Origin of the sequence: Streptomyces sp. NPDC057743 (assembly GCF_042798755.1) — a bacterium.
Classification (GTDB): Bacteria; Actinomycetota; Actinomycetes; order Streptomycetales; family Streptomycetaceae; genus Streptomyces.
In genome coordinates this window covers 1-21,486 of record NZ_JBHVJX010000029.1, presented here as the reverse complement: position 1 = coordinate 21,486, position 21,486 = coordinate 1, and the positions used below count along the sequence as shown (strand labels likewise).

Below are 21,486 nucleotides of genomic sequence, written 5' to 3'. Positions count from 1 at the left end.
GGCAACTCCTGGGGCGACGCCCTCCCTCAACTCTCCCTCCCCTTCACGAAGTTGGCCTCGACCCCGGCGATGATGATCCGCAGCCCGGCATCGAACGACGCCTTGGTATCGCCGAACATCTGCCGCCCGGCGTGCGCGGCCAGCGGGTACGTCGCACCCAGCCGGCGCTCGCGCTCGTCGAGGTCGTAGGCCGGGTCGCGGACCTCCGGGCGCGCGGGGTCCGGATGCACCGACTGCTCCTCGATGACCAGCGCGACGGTGTAGTTGTACGCGGTCCACCAGGCGCTGACCGCTTCCGGCAGGGTGAAGCCGACCGCGGTGAAGTGACCGAGGAAGAGCTCCAGCGGGGCCGCGAGGGTGTCGTCCGTCATCCGCGTGCCGCCGACCAGCTTGCCGCCGTCGCGGTAGGTGAGCAGCTCCCGGCGGAGCGCGCCGCAGGAGCGCAGCAGCATCTCCTGCCAGGACGACCACCGGCCGTCCGGCCCGGGTCCGCCCAGCGCCGTCGACCGGAACAGCCGCCGGAAGACCTCCGTCGCCATCTCGTCCAGCAGCTCCTGCTTGTTCTTGAAGTGCCAATAGAGCGCCGGCGCCTGGACGTTGAGCTCCTTGGCGATCCGCCGGAGGGTCAGACCGTCCAGGCCACCCTCGTTCAGCAGCCGCAGGGCGGTCCGCACCACCGCATCCCGGTCAATACGCGAAGCCATATTGACAACTTAACATCGTTAAGCGCACCCTCGGAAGCATGGCACTTAACAACGTTAAGGAAACCGTAGCCACCACCCCTGCCCAGGACGCCCCCGAGGCCACCGTCCCCCTCGTCGACGTCCTGATCGCCGGCGCGGGCCCGACCGGCCTCGCGCTCGGCATCGACCTCGCCCGCCGGGGTGTGACCACCCTGATCGTCGAGCGGCAGCCCACCCTCTCCCGCGGCGCCCGCGGCACCGGCATCCAGCCGCGCACCCAAGAGGTCTACGACGACCTCGGGTTGCTCCCCGCCGCGCGCGCCGCCGGCGGCCTCTACCCGCCCGTGGCACTGTGGCAGGACGGCAGGATCGTGCGCACCCACGAGATGATCGAGCGGGTCACCCCCACCCCGTCCACGCCCTACTCCAACGCCCTGATGCTCCCCCAGTGGCGCAACGTCGAACTGCTCCACGCCCGCCTTGGCGAGCTGGGCGGCGCGGTCCAACTGGCCACCGAGCTGGTCGACTTCACCCAGGACCCCGACGGCGTCACCGCCCACCTGACCGGCCCCGCGACCGACCCCGAGGCCGGCCCCCGCACCGTCCGCGCCCGCTACCTCGTCGCCTGCGACGGCGGCGCCAGCACCGTCCGCAAGCAACTCGGCACCCATATGTCGGGCCCCCAACTCGCCCCCGGCCACGCCATCCTGGCCGACGTCCGCCTCGACGGCCTGGACCGCGACCACTGGCACCGCTGGACGCTGTCCAGCGGCGGCTTCCTCGCCCTGCTCCCGCTGGCCGGTACCGACGCCTTCCAGATGCTCGCCGCCGCGGCCAGCGACGACCCGGACACCTCCCCCGAGGCGATCCGCACCCTGATCGCCGAGCACACCCACCTCACCGCGGACCAGGTCCGCGAGGTGCAGTGGACCTCCGTCTACCGCCCCAAGGCGGGCATGGCCGACCACTACCGCCGGGGCCGGGTCTTCCTCGCCGGCGACGCCGCGCACATCCACTCCCCGGCCGGCGGCCAGGGCCTCAACACCAGCGTCCAGGACGCCTACAACCTCGGCTGGAAGCTGGGCCAGGTGCTCCGGCACGGCGCCCCCGACGCCCTCCTGGACAGCTACGAGACCGAGCGCCGCCCGATCGCCGCCCGCATCCTCGCCACCAGCACCCGCCTGCACCGCTCCGGCAGCCTCCGCCGCGGCCGCGACCTGCACCAACTCGACATCGGCTACCCGGACAGCCCGCTCACCCACGAACTCCGCACCGAGCTCCCCGAAGGCGCCCGCACCGCCGGCGACCGCGCCCCGGACGCCCCCTGCACCACCCCCGACGGCACCCCCCGCCGCCTCTTCGACATCCTCCGCGGCCCCCACTTCACCGTGCTCGCCCTCGACGCCCCGGACCTGGACCCCGCCGCCCTCACCCAGGCCGCCGGCTCAACTCCCCTCCACATCCTCCGCATAGGCGGCCCCACCCCCGACCTCCTCGACCCCGACGGCCACCTCCACACCACCTACGGCCCCACCCCCACCGTCCACCTCATCCGCCCCGACGGCTACATAGCGCTCTCCACCCCACCAGAATCCGCAACAGAAACCCTCACCAAGGCCCTCGAAACCCACTTCAGCGGCACCAGCACCCTCGCCTGACCCACCGCCCCGGCGGCCGACCACCGCCGTAGGCCCAACCCTCCGCGGTTGAGGGCCGCTTGAGGCATGAGAGGCCGGCCCGACAAACACCGAGCGAGCCCTCTCACCTCGCTCCCATGCGGCTCAGCGCCACCCTCTCGTGCGGCACCGCCGGCTGCCACAGCCACACCTGGGAGCCCAACCGGCTCGGCCGGCAAGGGCTCCCAGGCGGTCGGCGGATACCTGCCCGTCATCGGGGCACGGGGGGCCGACCGGTGAAGGGCCGCGAGCCGGGCCGCCTCCTCCTCGCGGAAGTCCCGGACCTCGGCACAACGCTGGCTCATCACGAATTCGCCCAGCGTCAGGCAGAGGTCCATGCGTTGGAGGCAGACGCCGACCATGAAGGGGCCGTTCTGGGCGCGGTACATGCGTACGCCGTAGTACCCCTCCTGGCAGTCCCGGTCGTTGTTGAACCGGCATCCGGCGCAGGTCTCCGGTAGTCGGACGGGGCGGATGCTCTTGGCGTAGAGGGTGCGGCCGTCGGGGAGTCGGTAGCGGGTGCGCTGGTCGGAGGCGCCGGCGGTGACGATGCGGCGGACGGGCACCGCTCCGAGGTGGTCGACGACTTCCTGCATGGCGGCGAGTGAGGCCCCGTCGTCCTCCAGGTTGACCAGCATCCGCACGGTGACGGCCCGCCCGTGCTCTTCGATGACGCGGAGCACCCGGGCCACGTGGTCATGGTTCGGGATCACGATGTTCGCCGAGACCTTCACCCCGTGGCGGGTGGCGGCCTCGATCGTGGCGGCCAGGGCGTCGAGTTTCCGCGCCGCCAGTTTCGGCGAGGCCAGGCGTGGTGCCTGGACGGCGGCGAGTTCCTCGGGAGTCGTGCCGAACACGGACAGGTTGATGCGGTCGAGCCCGGCCGCGGCGCACTCGGGCAGCACGGCGGCCCCGTTCTCACCGTTGCTGGTGAGCCCGACCGTCAGGCCAAGTCGGCGGGCGATGCGGATGAGTTCGGGCAGTTCGGGGTGGAGGGTGGGTTCCCCGCCGGTGAAGTGGACTTCGGTGGTCGGGAGACTGCCGCGCACCGCCGCCAGGGCCAGGGCGAAGTCGGCGTCCGCCTTGATGCGCTCGGGGAGGAAGTTGGCGCCGTTGGTGGTGAGGTAGATCGAGACCCGGCCGGAGCGACCGGGGGTCCCGGTGAACTGCCCTGCCTCGCGGCCGAGGTTTTCGGTGGTGACGGGGGTGCCTTCGTTGTGGCAGAAGGTGCACGCGAGCCCGCACGCGTCGATGATCTTGACGCGGAGGGTCCGGTCCGGAACTACCGTGACCGGTAAGTCGTTTGGGTCGGTCTTGGTCATGTTCGCCTCCTGTCCGGCGGGGCCCGGCGGCCCCGCCGGCGGATGGTGGAGAGGGTTAGCTGAAGCGGAGTTCGCTGATCGAGTCGAGGTCGATTCCGTAGCGGGCGAACACCTTGGTCGTGTTCTCGCTGGTCAACTCGTCCCGCGTGAGGGACAGGCGATCAGCGGTGGCCCACACCTGTTCTTCGGTGTCGCCCTCGATCTCCAGGTAGGGCGGGATGCGCGGCCAGGTGTCGATCTCCAGCCGCACGCCGTCCAGCAGCCAGGACGAGCGCCGGTTCTCCTGATAGCCGCGGTGGGTGAGCCCCATGAGGCCGAGCAGGGCGTGCGTGTCCTCGAACGAGCCGACGGTCGTCTCGGTCTCCCGGGTGCCGTCGATCTCGTCCGAGTTGATCGTCTTCACGCACAGGGTCACCGCGCCGCCGGAGTCCCGCAGGCGCACCCAACGGCCCGGCACCGGGGGGACGGTGTCGTAGACGTAGCGGCGCATGAGGCGCTCGCCCTGGAAACTTCCGCCGGCCGCCCTGATCCGCTCGGCCATGACATCAGGGGCGATCCCCAACGCCTTCGCCTCGTACTCGACAGCGTGCATGGCTCTCCTTTTCTGTGCAGATGCTGCATGTCCGAACACCGACATGCCGATATCACTGTCATGTGGTGCGGTCGCGGGTGTCCCCCTGCGCTGCCTGCCTGCGAATCCGACCACGCTCGTCCCGCACCGCGTACGCCCATGCCATGCGGCTCACCGATCAACCACGGCGGGTCCGCGTCAGTCACGCCCCGCGATCATCTTGCGGCGGAGAACCGCCATAGCAGCAACAGCACTTGCGATCGCAGAATCCGGTGGTCTAGAGGCGGGATGGGTCCGCCCTACCCTTGGCCAAGGGGAGAGCGGACCGGTTCCCTCACCGCGCGGGCGCACCCTGCGCGGCATCCTTCGAGGGAACGCCCAGGACGCTCCCCGCAGGACGGACCGGTGTCGTGAGCCGAGCCCGTCAGCTCGACCGGGGCACGCACTGCCCTTGCTCAGGACTTGCCCGGTCGGGGAAGTCGTGCGCGGACGGGACGTCATTCCCTCCGTCACTCGCATCACCCGCCGCAGGACCACCGCTCACCTCACCCACTTCACATTCGCTTTCAAACAGGAACAGGCGAGCGCCCCGACTCTCGGAAACTCTATGGACGTTGGCCAGGTGGGCTTTCAACTCGACGGCAAGCAAATGGATCTCTCCGGGCGTCCACGCCCGCCCAGAGAGAATCCCGCCGGCTTCCTCCATGAACTCAGCGGCAGAGTCCATCTGCTCTGCCTCCACCCTGTCCGCCAGACGCGAGACATACCCGGTCCCGTCACCACCGAGGAGGTAGCACGGCTTTCCGTCCGGACTGGTCCACGGCAACAGCCGCGCGGTGTTCATGGTGTTCATCGCGCTGGCACCTCCGTCCCGTGAAACAGGCGCGGCCCCGCGTCAGTACCCTGCGCCGCCAGCCACAGCACTCGTCGTCGCCCTCGTTGCGAGCGGCACGGCTGTCGTTCCGTAGACCTGGGGAAATGGGGACAAAACAGCGAAACGACCTCTTCGCGCTCTCGCACCGGGCTCATGCACCGCCGTAGTGGGACAGTCGAAGCACTCCCAACTGAGCTCCGGGGAAGCAGAAGCGGAACAGCCGCACGGTGGCGCCCCTTCGCGGGGAATAGCAGCTGCAAGAGCAGCAGACAGGGCTTCACGATAGTTTGGGTCACGTCGTCAACCTCGCAGGGGTTGGTGGCCACGCCCCGGGGCCGGTTGCACGGTCGCCGGGGTCCTTGCTGCTCGTGAGCATCGCTGACGACCAGGGACATCGAAACCACGGACGTTGGACACTTAGGGACGTCCCGATGTGGGCATAACGTCCCTACCGACGTCCGGAGGGAACAGAATGCGGAACGAGCGGTTACGGGCCGCCATGACGGCAGGCGGCTGGACACATGCCAGCTTGGCAGCAAAGGTTGATGTCGATCCCAAGTCCGTTGAACGGTGGGCCAACTTGGGGCGCACGCCGCACAGGGGAACCGCCGTGCGCGCGGCAGAGGCCATGGGGGAAGACGTGTTTGCTCTCTGGCCAGAGCTGACGCAAGCTCGCGCGGCGAGAGCAGTCAGCCCCGAGTTGGTCGCTCTTTACAGTCAACGAGCAGATCTCCCCGTATCCGCCTTCGTGGACCTGTTCGCCCAAGCAAGTCAGCGCATAGACATCCTCGTTTACGCGGCCGTATTCCTGCACGAGGCATACCCACGCCTCAACGACCTACTGTCCGAGCGGGCTGCCGAGGGATGCACGATCCGGATCGCGGTAGGCGACGCGGACAGCCCCAATGTTCAACAACGGGGCCAGGAAGAGAAGTTCGGCCACGGAATCGAGTCGCGCTGCCAACTGGCCGTCATGCACTACCGGCCACTGCTCAGCACACCAGGTATCGAACTGCGGACACATGACACAACCCTCTACAACAGCATCTATCGCGCCGATGACCAGATGCTGGTGAATGCCCACATGTGGGGCGTCAATGCCTACCGTGCGCCCGTGTGGCACCTTCGTCGCCACGGCAACGGCGGAATGTTCGACAGCTACACCGAGAGCTTCCACGCCGTGTGGGCCGCGGCAACCCCTGTGCGGAAGGCTAAGTAAATGCCCCGAACCGAGTTCTACGACGATCCCAACGCCCCCGAACCGAACAGCATGGTCGTCGCCGCGTCAGCCGTCGTCACCGACAGCTCGGGACGCATACTGCTCCAACGCCGGACTGACAACGCCCTCTGGGCGCTTCCCGGTGGCGGGATGGAGCTGGCGGATTCCCTCCCGGGCGCGGCCGTTCGCGAAGTCAAGGAGGAGACCGGGCTGGACGTGGAAATCACCGGGCTCGTCGGCACGTACACGGACCCGCGGCACGTCATTGCGTACAGCGACGGGGAGGTGCGGCGGCAGTTCAACGTGTGCTTCACGGCGCGTGTCACCGGCGGTTCGCTCGCACTCTCCGACGAGTCGACCGAGCTGCGCTTCGTAGCTCCCGGCGAGATCGACGCCCTCCCCATGCACCACACCCAGCGGCTACGCATCCAGCACTTCCTGGAACGCCGCCCGGCTCCGTACCTGGGGTAGCGCACACCCCGGCACCCCACCCCAACACGAACAAGCCCCCACCGACCGCCCGTTGAGGCAGTCGGCAGGGGCTTGTTGGTGTCCCTGCGCCGGGGTTGCGTCCGCGGCGGTTGTCGCGTCCCCTAGACAACCAGCGAGAGCAACAGCACTCCCACGATCCCCACCACCGAGATCAACGTCTCCATCAGGGACCAGGTCTTCAGGGTCTGGCCGACGTCCATGCCGAAGTACTCCTTGACCATCCAGAAGCCGGCATCGTTGACGTGGCTGAAGAAGAGCGAGCCGGCGCCGACGGCGAGGACGAGGAGGGCGGCGTGGGTGGTGCTCATCTCGGCGGCGAGCGGGGCGACCAGGCCCGCGGCCGAGATGGTGGCGACCGTGGCGGAGCCGGTGGCCAGGCGGATGATGACCGCGATCAGCCAGGCCAGCAGCAGCGTGGAGATGTTCCAGTGCTTGGAGATCTCCAGGATCATCTGGCCGACCCCGGAGTCCACCAGGGTCTGCTTGAAGCCGCCGCCGGCGCCGACGATCAGCAGTACGCCGGCGATCGGGCCGAGCGAGGACTCGACGGTGGTGGCGATCCGGCCGCGGGTGAAGCCGGCCGCCCGGCCGAGCGTGAACATCGCGACGACCACGGCGGTCAGCAGCGCGATCAGCGGCGAGCCGACGACGTCGAAGACCCGCTGGAGGGAGTCCTTCGGGTCGTCGACGACGACGTCCACCAGGGCCTTGGCCAGCATCATCACGACCGGCAGGAGCACGGTGGCGACGGTGACCCCGAAGCCGGGACGCTTCTCCAGGTCGTCGGAGGTACGCTGCGGGATCATTTTTTCCGGCGGGGCGATGTCCACCCACCGGGCCGCGTAACGGGAGAAGAGCGGGCCGGCGATGATCGCCGCGGGGATGGCGATGACGACGCCCAGCGCCAGCGTGACGCCGAGGTTGGCCTTGACCGCGTCGATCGCGGCGAGCGGGCCGGGGTGCGGGGGAATCAGCCCGTGCATCACCGAGAGGCCGGCCAGCGCCGGGATGCCGATCCGCATCAGGGAGAAGTTGCCGCGCTTGGCGACCAGCAGCACCACCGGGATCAACAGCACGATGCCGACCTCGAAGAAGATCGGCAGCCCGACGATCCCGGCGATCAGCACCATCGCCCACGGCATCGCCCGTCGCCCGGCCTTCGCCAGGATCGTGTCGACGATCTGGTCCGCGCCGCCGGAGTCGGCGAGCAGCTTGCCGAGGACGGCGCCCAGCGCGATCAGCACGCCGGTACCGGCGACCGTCTGCCCCAGTCCGGTGGAGAAGCTGGCGATGGCCTTGTCGAGCGGCGCACCGGCGACCGCGCCGAGCACCAGCGAACCGATGATCAGCGACAGGAAGGCGTGCAGCTTGAACTTGGTGATCAGCAGGACGATGACGGCGATACCCGCCAGGACGGCGATGCCGAGCTGGGCGTGACCGGCCGAGGTGATGGGCGCGGTCGCGTCCGCTGCGAGCATCTCAACGCTGAGATGTGGCACGGCGATTCCCTTGGTTGGAAGGAGGGGAGGGACGGTTCCCTGGTTGGCAGTTCCCTTGGTCGGCGGTTCCCCTGGCTGGGGGGAGAGGGGAAGGGCGGGAAGGGGGAGAGGGGGCGGCCGGGCCCCGGAGGGGGGTGGGGGCCCGGCCGCGGGGAGTTGGTCTCAGATCCTCGGTCGGGACCCAACGGGGCCCGCTCGGGGGCGCGTTGAGCCCCTCGGCCGAGGGGTGCGAAGGCCGCTGGGCTACGCGGTCGGCGCGGGGTGACGCAGGGCGGCGACCGCGCGGGCGGCGATCTCCTCCGGGGTGCCGGAGACGTCGACGGCCACGCCGGCCTCGTCCGCTCCGAGCGGTTCGAGCGTGGCGAACTGCGAGTCCAGCAGGGCGGTGGGCATGAAGTGCCCCTTGCGTTCGGTCATCCGCGCCTCGATCAGCGCGCGGTCGCCGGCGAGGTGGAGGAAGACCACGCCGGGGGCGGCGGCCCGCAGCCGGTCGCGGTAGGACCGCTTGAGCGCCGAGCAGCTGACCACTCCGCCGTGGCCGGCCCGCCCGTGCGCCCAGGCGCCGATGGCGTCGAGCCAGGGGCCGCGGTCGGCGTCGTCCAGCGGGGTGCCGGCCGACATCTTGGCGATGTTGGCCGGCGGGTGGAAGTCGTCGCCCTCGGCGTACGGGACGTCCAGGGCGTCGGCCACCAACGGACCGATCGTCGTCTTGCCGGTCCCGGCCACACCCATCACGACGATGACGTCGGCGCTGCCCATCCCGAATACCTCGATACCTCGTATGCAGGACTTCACACGCCAGACCGCCGTTACCGGCGTTACCGGCGTTATCGGTATGACGCAGTCCTCTTCGACCTCGTGCGTTCCCCACTGAAACCCATTAGGTACGACGTATTCAAGCCCTTGTGACGCAAACGTCATACTTAATTGCCCGAGAAGCGAGATCGTAGGCTTGGCCCATGGAAGAGACCGGGAACGGGGAGAAGGGGCTGCACGCCCGCGTGCTGGAGTCCCTGGGGCCCGCGATCACCGCGGGCGACTACCCTCCGGGCACCGTTTTGCGCACCGACGAGCTGGCCGAACGGTTCGACGTCTCGCGCACGGTGATCCGCGAGGCCGTCAGGGTCCTGGAGTCGATGCGCCTGGTCGTCTCGCGGCGCCGGGTGGGCGTGACCGTCCGCCCGACCGAGGAGTGGAACGTCTACGACCCGCGGGTGATCGGCTGGCGACTGGCCGGCCGGGACCGCCCCCGGCAGCTCCGCTCGCTGACCGTGCTGCGCTCGGCCGTCGAGCCGGTGGCGGCCGGCCTCGCCGCCACGCACGCCACCCCCGCCCAGTGCGCCGAACTCACCGAGCACGCCATGGGGATGGTGGCCACCTCACGCGGCCAGCAGCTCGACGCCTACCTCGTCCACGACATGGCCTTCCACCGGGTGGTGCTGACCGCCTCCGGCAACGAGATGTTCGCCCGGCTCGCCGAGGTGGTCGCCGCCGTCCTGACCGGTCGCACCCACCACCATGTGATGTTCACCGACCCGGACCCGGCCGCGGTCACCCTGCATGTGCAGGTCGCCGAGGCGATCCGCACCGGGGACGCGGCGCGCGCGGAGGCCCTCACCCGGGAGATCACCACCGGTGCGATGGCCGAACTGGACGTGCTGGCACCGTAGTTGCCGAAGCAGGCGCCCCCTTGGCGGGAGGCCGCGGGGCCGTCAGAACAGCGGCTGCTGCCCCGCCATCGGCGGCTCCTCCGGGTCGAAGAGCTTTTCCGCGGGCGCCATCATCGGCGCGGTCCGCCGCGACCCCGGGCAGGAGATCAGCTCGATCCCGGTCCGCCGCCCCGGAGGGTCGTGGCGGGCGTAGCGGCCGCCGACCACGGCGATCTCTCGGGTGCAGATGGGACAGTGGCGTCGGGGTGCGGACATGCCACCAGTCTGGCGGACGCGTTCCGCGCCCCGCACCCGGCACCCGTTACGGAGCTCAGAACGCGTCCGTCGGCACATACGTCCCCCAGACCTCCCGCAGCGCATCGCACACCTCGCCCAGCGTCGCCCGGGCCCGCAGCGCCTCCCGCATCGGGTAGAGCACGTTGTCCGTGCCCTCGGCGGACTTCCGCAGCGCGCCGAGCGCGGCGGCCACCGCGGTGCGGTTGCGGCGCTCGCGCAGCCGCGCCAGCCGTTCGGCCTGCTGCGCCTCGATGGCGGGGTCCACCCGCAGCGGCTCGTAGGGCTCCTCCTCGTCGGTCCGGAAGCGGTTGACGCCGACCACCACCCGCTCCCCGGCCTCCGTCTCACGGGCGATCCGGTAGGCGTTGCGCTCGATCTCGTCCTTCTGGAAGCCGCGTTCGATGGCGGCGACCGCCCCGCCGAACTCCTCGACCCGTGCCATCAGCGCCAGCGCCTCCTCCTGGACCGCGTCGGTCAGCGCCTCGACGGCGTACGAGCCGGCGAACGGGTCGACGGTGGCGGTGATGTCGGTCTCGTGCGCGAGCACCTGTTGGGTCCGCAGCGCCAGCCGGGCCGCCTTCTCGCTCGGCAGCGCGATCGCCTCGTCGAAGGAGTTGGTGTGCAGCGACTGGGTGCCGCCGAGCACCGCGGCCAGCCCCTGGACGGTGACCCGCGCGAGGTTCACCTCCGGCTGCTGGGCGGTCAGTTGCACCCCCGCGGTCTGGGTGTGGAACCGCAGCATCTGCGACTTGGGGTTGCGCGCCCCGAACTCCTGGCGCATCACCCGCGCCCAGATCCGCCGCGCGGCCCGGAACTTGGCGACCTCCTCCAGCAGCGTGGTCCGGGCGACGAAGAAGAACGACAACCGGGGCGCGAAGTCGTCGACGTCCATCCCGGCGGCGAGCGCGGTCCGCACGTACGCGACAGCGTTGGCCAGCGTGAAGGCGATCTCCTGTGCGGGCGAGGCACCGGCCTCCGCCATGTGGTACCCGGAGATCGAGATGGTGTTCCAACGGGGGATCTCGGCCCGGCAGTAGCGGAAGATGTCCGCGGTCAGCCGCAGCGACGGCTGCGGCGGATAGATGTACGTCCCCCGCGCGATGTACTCCTTCAACACGTCGTTCTGCACCGTCCCGTTGAGCTGATGCCCCCTCACCCCCTGTTCCTCGCCCACGAGTTGGTACATCAACAGCAGCACCGCGGCCGGCGCGTTGATGGTCATCGACGTCGAGACCGTGCCCAGCGGGATGCCGCCGAACAGCACCTCCATGTCCTCGACGGAGTCGATCGCCACCCCGACCTTGCCGACCTCGCCCGCCGCGATCGGGGTGTCGGAGTCGTGGCCCATCTGCGTCGGCAGGTCGAAGGCGACCGACAGCCCGGTCGTGCCGTGCTCGATCAGCTGCCGGTAGCGCGCGTTGGACTCCCGGGCCGTCCCGAACCCGGCGTACTGCCGCATCGTCCAGGGCCGCCCCGTATACATCGACGGGTAGACCCCGCGGGTGTACGGGTACTCCCCCGGCTCGCCCAGCGCGGCGTCCGGGTCCCAGCCCGCCAGCGCCGCCGGCCCGTACACCGGCTCGATGGGCAGCCCGCTCTCGCTGTACCGCGCCATGTCCCCTACGCCTCCAAACGGCTGAACAGTACGGGTTTGCACCGTATGGACAGCATGCCCGGAGGTTCGCCCCTGCGCACCGCTGGGAAGAGGGTGCGTCATGCGGCGAAGCGGGAGAAAAGGACCGGCGGCACTGCTGGCACTGGCGGCACTCACCTTGGCAACGGCCTGTCACCCGGTGCGGGCCACACCCCTCCTGGCACCCGGCGCGCACGGCCCCGCCGTCCGCGACCTCCAGGCCCGCCTGGTCCAACTACACCTGCTCGACCACACCCCCACGGGCCGCTACGCCACCGAAACGGCCACCGCGCTCCGCACGTTCCAAAAACAGGCCGGCCTCCCCCAGACCGGCACCTACACCACCACGGACCGCACCGCCCTCAACTCCCGCACCCGCAAGCCCGAACACGACGAGCTCCACTACCAGGGAACGCTCAGAAATCGGACAGCCAAGCCCCTCGGCTGACAGGGAATCCCCTCTCGCCAACCACAAAGAACGCTCTGACCGAAGCGAAAATTGAGCAACCCCCACCCACCGCAACCACATCCGCGAAAGCGGCGCCGGCTTAGGCGCAAGAGAGCGGCGCGGGCAGGGCCGGGGGAACGTGCCCCGCCCGCGCCGGGTGCGCCATGCCGTGGGTACGGGGGGAACCCCGGCGCTGGCGCTGCCGATGACCAGTCGGCTATTTCTTACTGCGTCACCGCGTCAAAAAACGTCACACCTGACCGGTGGGAAGGGTTCCGGTAGGCGTCGGGGCGGCGGAAGAGGGGGCCGAGGAAGGGGTCGGCGCGGGGGTGGTGGTGCCGGGTGCGGGGCTCACGGAGGGGGAGGCGGCGGGGGGCGAGTCGCCCTCCTCGTCGCCGTCGCCGCCGTGGTGACCACCGCCGCCGTTGCCGCCGTTCTCGCCCTGGCCGCCGCCCTTGCCGCCGCTCGCGCCATCGTTGTCACCCGAGCCGCCGCCGGGAGCGCCGAGTTGGGAGAGGTACTGCCGGCAGAAGGCGTGCACCCGGCCCGGGCCGCCGGCCTTGGCTTCGAGGCGCCGCAGCGTGTCGCGGTCCAGGTCGCCCCGCTTGCCGGACTCGTAGTTCTTGCAGACGGAGAGCAGCACCTTCTTCTTCCCGCTGCCGTCGTCCGGCAGCGGTGCGGCGTCGCCGCCGGGGGTGCTGGCGCCGGGCGACGGGGCGCCCGGCGTCCGGCCGGTGCCGTGGCTGTCGCCGGGGCTGGGGGTGGAATCGGGTGCGGGGGTCCGTCCGCCGGGTGAGGCGGCCGGGCTCGGGTTGGTGTCGCCGGTGCTGGTGGCCGGCTCCTGGGTCTCGAACGTGCTGGGCGTCTCGGCCGCCGAAACGCTGGCGCCGGGCTCGGGTTCGCTGCCGTGGAACGGGGTGGGCAGCACGCCGGTGCCGGCGGCGACCGCGATGCCGCTGATCGCGCAGACCGCGAGGGCCACGGCGAAGCCGCGTCTGAACGGGCGGGCGAGGCCGATGCGTTCGGTGAGGCGGTTGCCGCGGGTGGCGCGCACGGTGGGCAGCGTCGCGCCGCCGACGGAGTCGCTCGGGTGGGCGCCGGGGCCGTGGCCCGCCCGGCGGAAGGCGGCCAGCGCGGCCTCCTCGCCGGGCAGTGCGGCGCTCTCGGGCCGCGCGGAGCCGGCCGCCGCGGCGGCCTTCAGCAGTTGTTCGAGTTCGCGTGCGCCGTCGCCGACCTGGGAACCGACCGGCTCGCCGCGCAGCAGTCGCTCCGCGGCGTCCTTGTCGAGCCAGCTGTACCGGTCGTCGGCCATCACATGTCCTTCTGCGTTCGCGCGGCCGTTTCCGTCACACCTGGTACGTACGAATCCGGCACACCGTCGCGGTGTCTTCGGTCCTGTACGGGCAGCTCGCCCACGGTTCCGCTCCCCTTGCCCGAACCGGCGGACGCCCCTTTGGGCTCCCCGTCGCCGTCGTCCCCGCCGTCCTCCCCGAGCAGTTCGGCCAGCTTCTTCAGTCCACGGTGGGCGGCGGTGCGCACCGCGCCCGGCCGCTTGCCCAGCACCTGCGCCGCGCTCTTGGCGTCCAGCCCGACCACCACCCGCAGCGTCACGGCCTCGGCCTGGTCCTGCGGCAGCCGGCCTATGAGTCGGAAGGTGCGGCCGGTGCCCAGCGCCTCCAGCGCCTCGCCGGCGGTGTCGGACGCGGCCGGGGTGTCGGCGAGTTCGCTCTCGTCGCCGCCAACGGCCGGGCGTCGGCCGCGCATCCGTATGTGGTCCAGTGCCCGGTTACGGGCGATTCGCGCGGTCCAGCCCCGGAAGCGGTCCGCGTCGCCCTCGAAGCGGGCCAGGTCCCGAGTGATCTGGAGCCACGCCTCGGACGCCACGTCCTCGGCGTCCCCCTCGCCCACCAGGGTCCGGACGTAGCCGAGAAGCCGGGGGTGTATCGCGCGGTAGACGAGCCGGAACCCGGTCTCGTCGCCGTCCTGCGCCGCCTGCACGGCAACCGTCAGCCGTCCGTCGTCCGGCTGAATGTCGTCCCCTCGCACGGGTCCATCCTGTCGCACGCTGAATGTCCGCCGCCCGGTCCTTGCCGCTATGCGTTTGCTATGAGTCTTCGCGCCCGGTCCGCCGGGGCTTCTCGCGCGCCCGGTCGGTCCGGCCGCGGCCGCCCCCCGTCGGGCCGTTCCTGCTGACCGTAACGGGTCAGACCCGGTGCACGGCACCCGGGCCGCTTTTTGGGGTGGACGACACACCGCCGCGGCGCGCGCCCGCTTTCCCCGAACTCCCGGGTAACAAGCGGCTCTTCGGCCCCCGGACCGGCGGTGGCCTGCGCACCCGCCGGCGCGTTCGGGCACGTTACGGGCCCCGCCCGCCCCGCGTCCAGACCACTGGCCGTGCCCCGACCCGTACCGCGTGTGACGCTTTTCGGCCCGGTGGCGCTGTATCGATTAGGGGCCCGTCGCGGGCCCCGCACGAGCGACGGCCGGGGCCTCTCCTGTGGGGGGTGGCGGCCCCGGCCGTCTTCGTCAGTCCCTCTCCGCCCGGCCGTTCAGAGCCGGTTCGCCAGCGCCTTGAAGTCCGTCCAGGGCTGCGCGGGGGTGCGCGGGTCCCAGGTCTTCTGCGCCAGCGCCGCGAGCGGCAGCTTGATTCCGGCCGCGATCTGCTGTGCGGTCTGTGCCTGCGCGTGGTCGCACCAGATCGCGAACCGCCCGCCGGGGATCCGGTCGGCCCCGGTCTGGGACTCCGGTACGGAGACCGGCGAGGTGTGCCGCAGTACGCGCGGGGTCCAGCTCTTGTAGATCCGCTCGCCGGTCGGGTAGGTGAAGCCGTTGGGCTCGCCGAGCACGTAATAGAGGAACTCGTCGTTGAGGTTGAGCACCGTGCGGCCCTCGCGGAGGTAGCCCTCCGGTTCGCGGGCGCCGATCTCCTTGCCGGTCCAGTAGGCGACCGTGCGGTTCTTGTCGGCGGCCACCTTGCCGCCCGCGAAGAAGCCGTCGTTCCACGCCTCGATCCGGTTCTTGCCGGCGGCCTCGACGGTCTTCTGCCGGTCGTTGAGCCAGCCGGTGGCCAGGTCCTTGATGGTGGCGCCGGAGCCGTACTTGTCCCGGGCCGCCTTGGCGAGCTGCGGGTAGGACGCCTCCGGGTTCGAGGCCATCAGCGCCTGGTACTCGTCGCCGCCCAGGTGCCAGTAGGGGCCGGTGAAGAGCTGCCCGAACTCCTTCAGCAGCGAGTCGACGAGCTCGCCGGCCTGGGGCTTGGAGATGTCGATGGCGCCGCGGAGCACCTTGCCGGAGGCGTTGCGCAGTTGGAGGTCGGGGTAGTGGTCGAGCACGGCGCCGAGGTGGCCGGGCGAGTCGATCTCCGGGATGAGCGCCACGTGCAGGCTCTGCCCGACCTTGATCAGGTGCCGGACCTGATCCTTGGTCAGGTGGTCGGCGGAGACGATCTGGGGGTGACTGTCGCTCTGGATGCGGAAGCCCTGGTCGTCGGAGAAGTGCAGCTGGAGCTGGTTGAGCTTGAGGTCGGCGAGCTGCCGGATGCGGGCCTCGATCCATTCCGCGGTGAACGGCTTGCGGGCGTTGTCGATCATCAGGCCGCGCTGCGGCCGGTCCGGGCGGTCCTCGATGGTGCCCTCGGGGAGGCCGCCGGCGGTGCGGACGGCCTGCTTGACGGTGCGGGTGCCGTTGAAGACGCCGGTGTCGGTGGGGGCGGTGAGGGTGAGCCGGGCGTCCCGGGCGGTGAGGGTGTAGGACTCATCGGCGGCGCTGCCGACCGGGGCGTTGTTGGCGCGCTTGCCGCGGGCCCCACCGCTGAGCTTCACCTCGATGTCACCGGGGCGGACGTCCTGTTTGCCCCACACCACGGCCAGCCCGCCGAGATCCTTGGCCATGAGTTGCGCCTCGTCGGCGACGGTGCTCTTCTCCCCGGCCGGTACCACGATCCGGGCGCCCTTGGTCGGCCGCCAGCCGTTTCCGTTGGCCGGGCGGAACTCCCGTACGGCCGGGACGATGCGCGGCGGGCCGGTCACCTTGGCCCAACTGGGGATGGGTGCGGCGGGGCTGGAGGAGCTGGGGGCGGCGCCCGGAGCCTGGGAGCTGGCCCCTTGGGAACAGCCGCCGAGCACCAGCGCGCCGGCCAACACCGGGGCGGTCAACAGCATGCGGCGGGCCCCCGGTCCGACGGGCGGCCGGGCCGGGAGCGGGGGCTGTGGGGAGGCCGAGGGCCACGGGGAACGCGGCGGCCGCATCGGGTTCGACATCGTGCAATCCTCACTTTTCGGGGCGAAGGTATTGCCTGGTGCGCAGAGCGGAGCGTCTACCGGGCGCGCGAAAGCTCTCTCATCCGGGTGAAAATCGCGCATCCGTCGGACAGTGTTCGGCGGGCGTCGTTAGCGTGGCCTCGCCGTCGCTCACTCCCTTCCGGGGCGCGTGGACCGCCGGACGATCGCCGGGTGCCACTTCATGTGACGTATTCACCACACCTGCCGTCAGCTCCGTACGTATCAGACTTTTCATCCGTTTCGCCTCACCCACCACTGAGTTTCCGTCAGCCACACCTCTCCCTCCCCTCCCTCCGAGGAGCCTCCGCTGTCCGGTGACACTCCGGCCGCCCGTCCGCTGCCCCGGCCGCCCGCGCCCGCGCCGCGGCGCGGCATACCGCGGCAGAGCCACCCCACCCGGCCCCCGGCCGCCGGCCTCGCCCGCTTCAACGCCCTCCCCCACCCCCGCGCCGTGGCAACCCTGTTGACCTGCTGCGGCTGCCTCCGCTGGGCCGAGCGGATCGCCGCCCACCGCCCCTACCCCGACGCCGAGTCGCTGCTCGCCGCCGCCGACGAGGCCGGCTACGACCTCACCGCGACCGAGCAGATCCGCGCGCTGGCCCAGGAACCGCCCGCCCCGCTCCCGCCGGCCCGCCCCGGCCCCGGCACCCTCGCCGCGCACACCGCACTGCGCGCCGCGCACGCCGCCTACGAGCGCCGCTTCCGGTACGCCTTCGTCATCTGCCTCGACGGCCACCGCGACGACGAGATGCTGGACCAGACCCTGCACGCCATCCGCACCCGACTCGCCCACGAACCGGACGAGGAACGACCGGTCGCCGCGGACGCCTTACGGCGGCTGGCACGCGCCAGGCTGGCCCAACTTGCGGCGTTTTGCCGGCAATAGCCCGGTTTCTTCTTGTGTGATAGCCCGTTGGTGCCTGTTTGATCACACCTAAGGCCCCCCGCGCGAGGAACCGACAGGGCGTCGATACGATGACGAGCGGCCGGTGGACCGTACCCGGCCGGGCCCGACCGACCAACGAAGCCGGCGCGGCCCTAGTCCCCGCTCCCGGAGGGTTCTTCCGTGCCGGCTGGAACGCTGTACCGCGGCCGGGAAGGCATGTGGTCCTGGGTGGCTCATCGAGTCACCGGAGTCCTCATCTTCTTCTTCCTGTTCGTACACGTCCTCGACACCGCTCTCGTTCGCGTCTCTCCTGACGCGTACGACAACGTCGTTGCGACCTACAAGACGCCAATCGTCAACGTGATGGAGTACGGCCTGGTGGCCGCCATCCTCTTCCACGCGCTCAACGGCCTGCGGGTCATCGCGGTGGACTTCTGGTCCAAGGGCCCGAAGTACCAGAAGCAGATGCTGTGGACCGTTGTCGGTGTCTGGGTCGTGCTGATGGCCGGTGCCTTCTACCCCGTGCTCCAGCACACGCTGCGCACGCTGTTCGGGAGCTGAGGCGAGAGATGTCTGCTGAATCCACCACCGCGGGTGCCACCGCCGCGGAGAACGTCGCGCTCTTCGACGCGGACAACCCTGCCCCGGTCATCGAGGCGCCCCGCAAGCGCACCGCGAAGTCGCCCAAGGCGACCCGCACCAACTTCGAGCTGTACGGCTGGCTGTTCATGCGGCTGTCCGGCATCGTCCTGGTCGTCCTGGTCCTCGGCCACCTGCTGATCCAGCTGGTGCTCGACGGCGGCGTCTCCAAGATCGGCTTCGCCTTCGTGGCCGGCCGTTGGGCCTCGCCGTTCTGGCAGGTCTGGGACCTGCTGATGCTGTGGCTGGCCATGCTGCACGGGGCCAACGGCCTGCGCACCGTCATCAACGACTACGCGCAGCGGGACAACACCCGCTTCTGGCTGAAGATGCTGCTCTACACCGCCACGGTGTTCACCGTCCTTCTGGGCACGCTGGTGATCTTCACCTTCGACCCGAACATCCGCTAGGCCCCGGGCTGAGGGACTGAGGTAACGACCCATGCAGATCCACAAGTACGACACCGTCATCGTCGGCGCCGGCGGCGCCGGCATGCGCGCCGCCATCGAGGCGACGAAGCGCAGCCGCACCGCCGTGCTGACCAAGCTCTACCCGACCCGCTCCCACACCGGCGCCGCCCAGGGCGGCATGGCCGCGGCCCTCGCCAACGTCGAGGAGGACAACTGGGAGTGGCACACCTTCGACACCGTCAAGGGCGGTGACTACCTGGTCGACCAGGACGCCGCCGAGATCCTGGCGAAGGAGGCCATCGACTCCGTCCTCGACCTGGAGAAGATGGGCCTGCCGTTCAACCGCACGCCCGAGGGCCGGATCGACCAGCGCCGGTTCGGCGGTCACTCCCGCAACCACGGTGAGGCCCCGGTCCGCCGGTCCTGCTACGCCGCGGACCGCACCGGCCACATGATCCTCCAGACGCTGTACCAGAACTGCGTCAAGGAGGGCGTGGAGTTCTTCAACGAGTTCTACGTCCTGGACCAGTTGATCACCGAGGTCGACGGCGTCAAGAAGTCCGCCGGTGTGGTCGCCTACGAGCTGGCCACCGGTGAGATCCACGTCTTCCAGGCGAAGTCGGTCATCTACGCGTCCGGCGGCACCGGCAAGTTCTTCAAGGTGACGTCGAACGCGCACACCCTGACCGGTGACGGCCAGGCCGCGGTCTACCGCCGCGGACTGCCGCTGGAGGACATGGAGTTCTTCCAGTTCCACCCGACCGGCATCTGGCGGATGGGCATCCTGCTGACGGAGGGCGCCCGCGGTGAGGGCGGCATCCTCCGCAACAAGGACGGCGAGCGCTTCATGGAGAAGTACGCGCCCGTCATGAAGGACCTCGCCTCGCGTGACGTCGTCTCCCGCTCGATCTACACCGAGATCCGCGAGGGTCGCGGCTGCGGTCCCGAGGGCGACCACGTCTACCTCGACCTGACCCACCTGCCGCCGGAGCAGCTGGACGCCAAGCTGCCGGACATCACCGAGTTCGCGCGGACCTACCTCGGCATCGAGCCCTACACGGACCCGATCCCGATCCAGCCGACCGCGCACTACGCGATGGGCGGCATCCCGACCAACGTCGAGGGCGAGGTGCTGGCCGACAACACCACCGTCGTCCCGGGCCTGTACGCCGCCGGCGAGGTCGCCTGCGTCTCGGTGCACGGCGCCAACCGCCTGGGCACCAACTCGCTGCTGGACATCAACGTCTTCGGCCGCCGGGCCGGCATCGCCGCGGCGGAGTACGCGGCCACCGCCGACTTCGTCGAGCTGCCCGAGGACCCGGCGTCGCTGGTCGTCGAGCAGGTCGAGCGGCTGCGGGACGCCACCGGCAACGAGCGGGTCACCGAGATCCGCAAGGAGCTCCAGGAGACCATGGACGCCAACGTCATGGTCTTCCGCACCGAGCAGACCATCAAGACCGCGGTCGAGAAGATCGGCGAGCTGCGCGAGCGCTACCGCAACGTCGCCATCCAGGACAAGGGCAAGCGCTTCAACACCGACCTGCTGGAGGCCATCGAGCTGGGCAACCTGCTCGACCTGGCCGAGGTCATGGCGGTCTCCGCCCTCGCCCGCAAGGAGTCCCGCGGCGGTCACTACCGCGAGGACTACCCCAACCGCGACGACGTCAACTTCATGCGGCACACCATGGCGTACCGCGAGGTGGGCGCCGACGGTTCCGAGTCGATCCGGCTCGACTACAAGCCGGTCGTGCAGACCCGCTACCAGCCGATGGAGCGTAAGTACTGATGAGCACCCCCACTCTCGACAAGCACTCCGCGGCGCTGGACGCGGCCGAGAACACCGCCGCGCACCTGATCACGGTCACCTTCCGGATCCGCCGGTTCAACCCGGAGGTCTCCGAGGAGGCCCGCTGGGAGGACTTCCAGCTGGAGATCGATCCCAAGGAGCGCGTCCTGGACGCCCTCCACAAGATCAAGTGGGATCTGGACGGTTCGCTGACCTTCCGTCGTTCCTGCGCCCACGGCATCTGCGGCTCCGACGCCATGCGCATCAACGGCCGCAACCGCCTGGCCTGCAAGACCCTGATCAAGGACATCAACCCGGAGAAGCCGATCACCGTCGAGGCCATCAAGGGCCTGACGGTGCTGAAGGACCTTGTCGTCGACATGGAGCCCTTCTTCCAGGCGTACCGGGACGTGATGCCCTTCCTGATCACGACCGGCAACGAGCCGACCCGCGAGCGCCTCCAGTCCGCCGAGGACCGCGAACGCTTCGACGACACCACCAAGTGCATCCTGTGCGCGGCCTGCACCACCTCGTGCCCCGTGTTCTGGAACGACGGCCAGTACTTCGGCCCGGCGGCGATCGTCAACGCCCACCGCTTCATCTTCGACTCGCGCGACGAGGGCGGCGAGCAGCGGCTGGAGGTCCTCAACGACAAGGACGGCGTGTGGCGTTGCCGCACGACCTTCAACTGCACGGACGCCTGCCCGCGTGGCATCGAGGTCACCAAGGCGATCCAGGAAGTGAAGCGTGCGCTGATTACGCGGCGCTTCTGATCACCTGAATGTCGTTGGCCGAAAGGCCGTTGAGGGCCCCGTCTCCGTGTGCAACGGAGGTGGGGCCCTCCCACGTTGTCGGCTGACGCCGGTTGGTTCCCACGTTGTCGGCTGACGCCGGTTGGTTCCCACGTTGTTGGCTTTCCCGCCGTGCGAGGTGCTGTTGTTTGCGCCTGCGGCGCGGGCTGAGTTGTCCGCGTTTCCGCTGCCTTTCCGCTGCGCTTGGCGTGCCTCCCACGTTGTTGGCTTTCCCGCCGTTGCCTGCGGCCGGCTGTGCCCCACGTTGTTGGCTTTCCCGCCGCGCGGGTTGCTGTTGTTTGCGCCTGGCGGCGCGGGCTTGTTGCCGCTG

General features: G+C 70.3%; 20 protein-coding genes and 1 pseudogene. 10 read left to right on the top strand and 11 right to left on the bottom strand.

What is annotated here, in order from left to right:
* Positions 1 to 26 precede the first annotated feature (26 nt).
* Positions 27 to 704, bottom strand: coding sequence for a TetR/AcrR family transcriptional regulator C-terminal domain-containing protein (locus ACFVFQ_RS28305; RefSeq protein WP_383421079.1), 678 nt, complete (start codon positions 702 to 704; stop codon positions 27 to 29).
* A 38-nt stretch (positions 705 to 742) separates the two neighbouring features.
* Here ACFVFQ_RS28305 and ACFVFQ_RS28300 point away from each other — a divergent pair, with 38 nt between their 5' ends.
* Positions 743 to 2,341: an FAD-dependent monooxygenase gene (locus ACFVFQ_RS28300; RefSeq protein WP_383421076.1), complete on the top strand. Its 1,599-nt coding sequence runs from the start codon at positions 743 to 745 to the stop codon at positions 2,339 to 2,341.
* Positions 2,342 to 2,574: 233 nt separating this feature from the next.
* Here the strand turns inward: ACFVFQ_RS28300 and ACFVFQ_RS28295 are convergent.
* From ACFVFQ_RS28295 to ACFVFQ_RS28285, 3 genes and pseudogenes are all read right to left on the bottom strand, one after another.
* Positions 2,575 to 3,681 (bottom strand): annotated as a pseudogene (locus tag ACFVFQ_RS28295) (radical SAM protein); the annotation flags it as partial.
* A 55-nt stretch (positions 3,682 to 3,736) separates the two neighbouring features.
* Entirely contained in the window at positions 3,737 to 4,273 is a 537-nt protein-coding gene (locus ACFVFQ_RS28290; protein ID WP_383421073.1) for a class IV adenylate cyclase, read from the bottom strand.
* A gap of 403 nt (positions 4,274 to 4,676) precedes the next feature.
* Positions 4,677 to 5,105, bottom strand: a complete 429-nt coding sequence (locus ACFVFQ_RS28285) for a hypothetical protein (protein ID WP_383421070.1) — start codon at positions 5,103 to 5,105, stop codon at positions 4,677 to 4,679.
* Positions 5,106 to 5,598: 493 nt separating this feature from the next.
* Between ACFVFQ_RS28285 and ACFVFQ_RS28280 the strand changes: the two genes are divergently transcribed.
* On the top strand, positions 5,599 to 6,345 hold the full coding sequence (locus ACFVFQ_RS28280; RefSeq protein ID WP_383421067.1) for an XRE family transcriptional regulator: 747 nt from the start codon (positions 5,599 to 5,601) through the stop codon (positions 6,343 to 6,345).
* On the top strand, positions 6,346 to 6,816 hold the full coding sequence (locus tag ACFVFQ_RS28275; RefSeq protein WP_383421064.1) for an NUDIX domain-containing protein: 471 nt from the start codon (positions 6,346 to 6,348) through the stop codon (positions 6,814 to 6,816). It begins immediately after the preceding gene.
* A 122-nt stretch (positions 6,817 to 6,938) separates the two neighbouring features.
* On the opposite strand, the gene ACFVFQ_RS28270 is transcribed toward ACFVFQ_RS28275, so the two are convergent.
* The gene (locus ACFVFQ_RS28270) at positions 6,939 to 8,336 is read right to left on the bottom strand and encodes a gluconate:H+ symporter (protein WP_383421060.1); all 1,398 of its coding nucleotides are present in this window, start codon (positions 8,334 to 8,336) and stop codon (positions 6,939 to 6,941) included.
* 243 nt (positions 8,337 to 8,579) lie between these two features.
* Complete coding sequence (locus ACFVFQ_RS28265) at positions 8,580 to 9,095, bottom strand: gluconokinase (protein ID WP_383421057.1); 516 nt, start codon at positions 9,093 to 9,095, stop codon at positions 8,580 to 8,582.
* Between the two features lie 200 nt (positions 9,096 to 9,295).
* Between ACFVFQ_RS28265 and ACFVFQ_RS28260 the strand changes: the two genes are divergently transcribed.
* A complete protein-coding gene (locus ACFVFQ_RS28260; protein ID WP_383421054.1) occupies positions 9,296 to 10,006 on the top strand; it encodes a FadR/GntR family transcriptional regulator in 711 nt (236 codons plus the stop codon).
* Positions 10,007 to 10,048: 42 nt separating this feature from the next.
* Here the strand turns inward: ACFVFQ_RS28260 and ACFVFQ_RS28255 are convergent, their stop codons facing one another.
* On the bottom strand, positions 10,049 to 10,261 hold the full coding sequence (locus ACFVFQ_RS28255) for a hypothetical protein (protein ID WP_383421051.1): 213 nt from the start codon (positions 10,259 to 10,261) through the stop codon (positions 10,049 to 10,051).
* 55 nt (positions 10,262 to 10,316) lie between these two features.
* On the bottom strand, positions 10,317 to 11,897 hold the full coding sequence (locus ACFVFQ_RS28250) for a methylmalonyl-CoA mutase (protein ID WP_383421048.1): 1,581 nt from the start codon (positions 11,895 to 11,897) through the stop codon (positions 10,317 to 10,319).
* Between the two features lie 178 nt (positions 11,898 to 12,075).
* Between ACFVFQ_RS28250 and ACFVFQ_RS28245 the strand changes: the two genes are divergently transcribed.
* Positions 12,076 to 12,363: a peptidoglycan-binding protein gene (locus ACFVFQ_RS28245; RefSeq protein WP_383421045.1), complete on the top strand. Its 288-nt coding sequence runs from the start codon at positions 12,076 to 12,078 to the stop codon at positions 12,361 to 12,363.
* 250 nt (positions 12,364 to 12,613) lie between these two features.
* On the opposite strand, the gene ACFVFQ_RS28240 is transcribed toward ACFVFQ_RS28245, so the two are convergent.
* From ACFVFQ_RS28240 to ACFVFQ_RS28230, 3 genes are all read right to left on the bottom strand, one after another.
* Positions 12,614 to 13,675, bottom strand: a complete 1,062-nt coding sequence (locus ACFVFQ_RS28240; protein WP_383421040.1) for a hypothetical protein — start codon at positions 13,673 to 13,675, stop codon at positions 12,614 to 12,616.
* The gene (locus tag ACFVFQ_RS28235; RefSeq protein ID WP_383421037.1) at positions 13,675 to 14,409 is read right to left on the bottom strand and encodes an RNA polymerase sigma factor; all 735 of its coding nucleotides are present in this window, start codon (positions 14,407 to 14,409) and stop codon (positions 13,675 to 13,677) included. Before ACFVFQ_RS28235 ends, ACFVFQ_RS28240 begins: the two co-directional genes overlap by 1 nt.
* A gap of 503 nt (positions 14,410 to 14,912) precedes the next feature.
* A complete protein-coding gene (locus ACFVFQ_RS28230; protein ID WP_383421034.1) occupies positions 14,913 to 16,622 on the bottom strand; it encodes a glycoside hydrolase family 20 protein in 1,710 nt (569 codons plus the stop codon).
* A 358-nt stretch (positions 16,623 to 16,980) separates the two neighbouring features.
* Between ACFVFQ_RS28230 and ACFVFQ_RS28225 the strand changes: the two genes are divergently transcribed.
* From ACFVFQ_RS28225 to ACFVFQ_RS28205, 5 genes are all read left to right on the top strand, one after another.
* Positions 16,981 to 17,529, top strand: a complete 549-nt coding sequence (locus ACFVFQ_RS28225; protein ID WP_383421278.1) for a 2-oxo-4-hydroxy-4-carboxy-5-ureidoimidazoline decarboxylase — start codon at positions 16,981 to 16,983, stop codon at positions 17,527 to 17,529.
* 180 nt (positions 17,530 to 17,709) lie between these two features.
* Complete coding sequence (gene sdhC, locus ACFVFQ_RS28220; protein WP_016574684.1) at positions 17,710 to 18,090, top strand: succinate dehydrogenase, cytochrome b556 subunit; 381 nt, start codon at positions 17,710 to 17,712, stop codon at positions 18,088 to 18,090.
* Positions 18,091 to 18,098: 8 nt separating this feature from the next.
* Positions 18,099 to 18,578: a succinate dehydrogenase hydrophobic membrane anchor subunit gene (locus ACFVFQ_RS28215; RefSeq protein ID WP_274913738.1), complete on the top strand. Its 480-nt coding sequence runs from the start codon at positions 18,099 to 18,101 to the stop codon at positions 18,576 to 18,578.
* 31 nt (positions 18,579 to 18,609) lie between these two features.
* Positions 18,610 to 20,364 (top strand): succinate dehydrogenase flavoprotein subunit, encoded by a 1,755-nt coding sequence (gene sdhA, locus ACFVFQ_RS28210; RefSeq protein ID WP_383421029.1) that lies wholly within the window; start codon positions 18,610 to 18,612, stop codon positions 20,362 to 20,364.
* Entirely contained in the window at positions 20,364 to 21,137 is a 774-nt protein-coding gene (locus ACFVFQ_RS28205) for a succinate dehydrogenase iron-sulfur subunit (protein ID WP_383421027.1), read from the top strand. The genes sdhA and ACFVFQ_RS28205 overlap by 1 nt, the downstream gene beginning before the upstream one ends.
* Positions 21,138 to 21,486 lie beyond the last annotated feature (349 nt).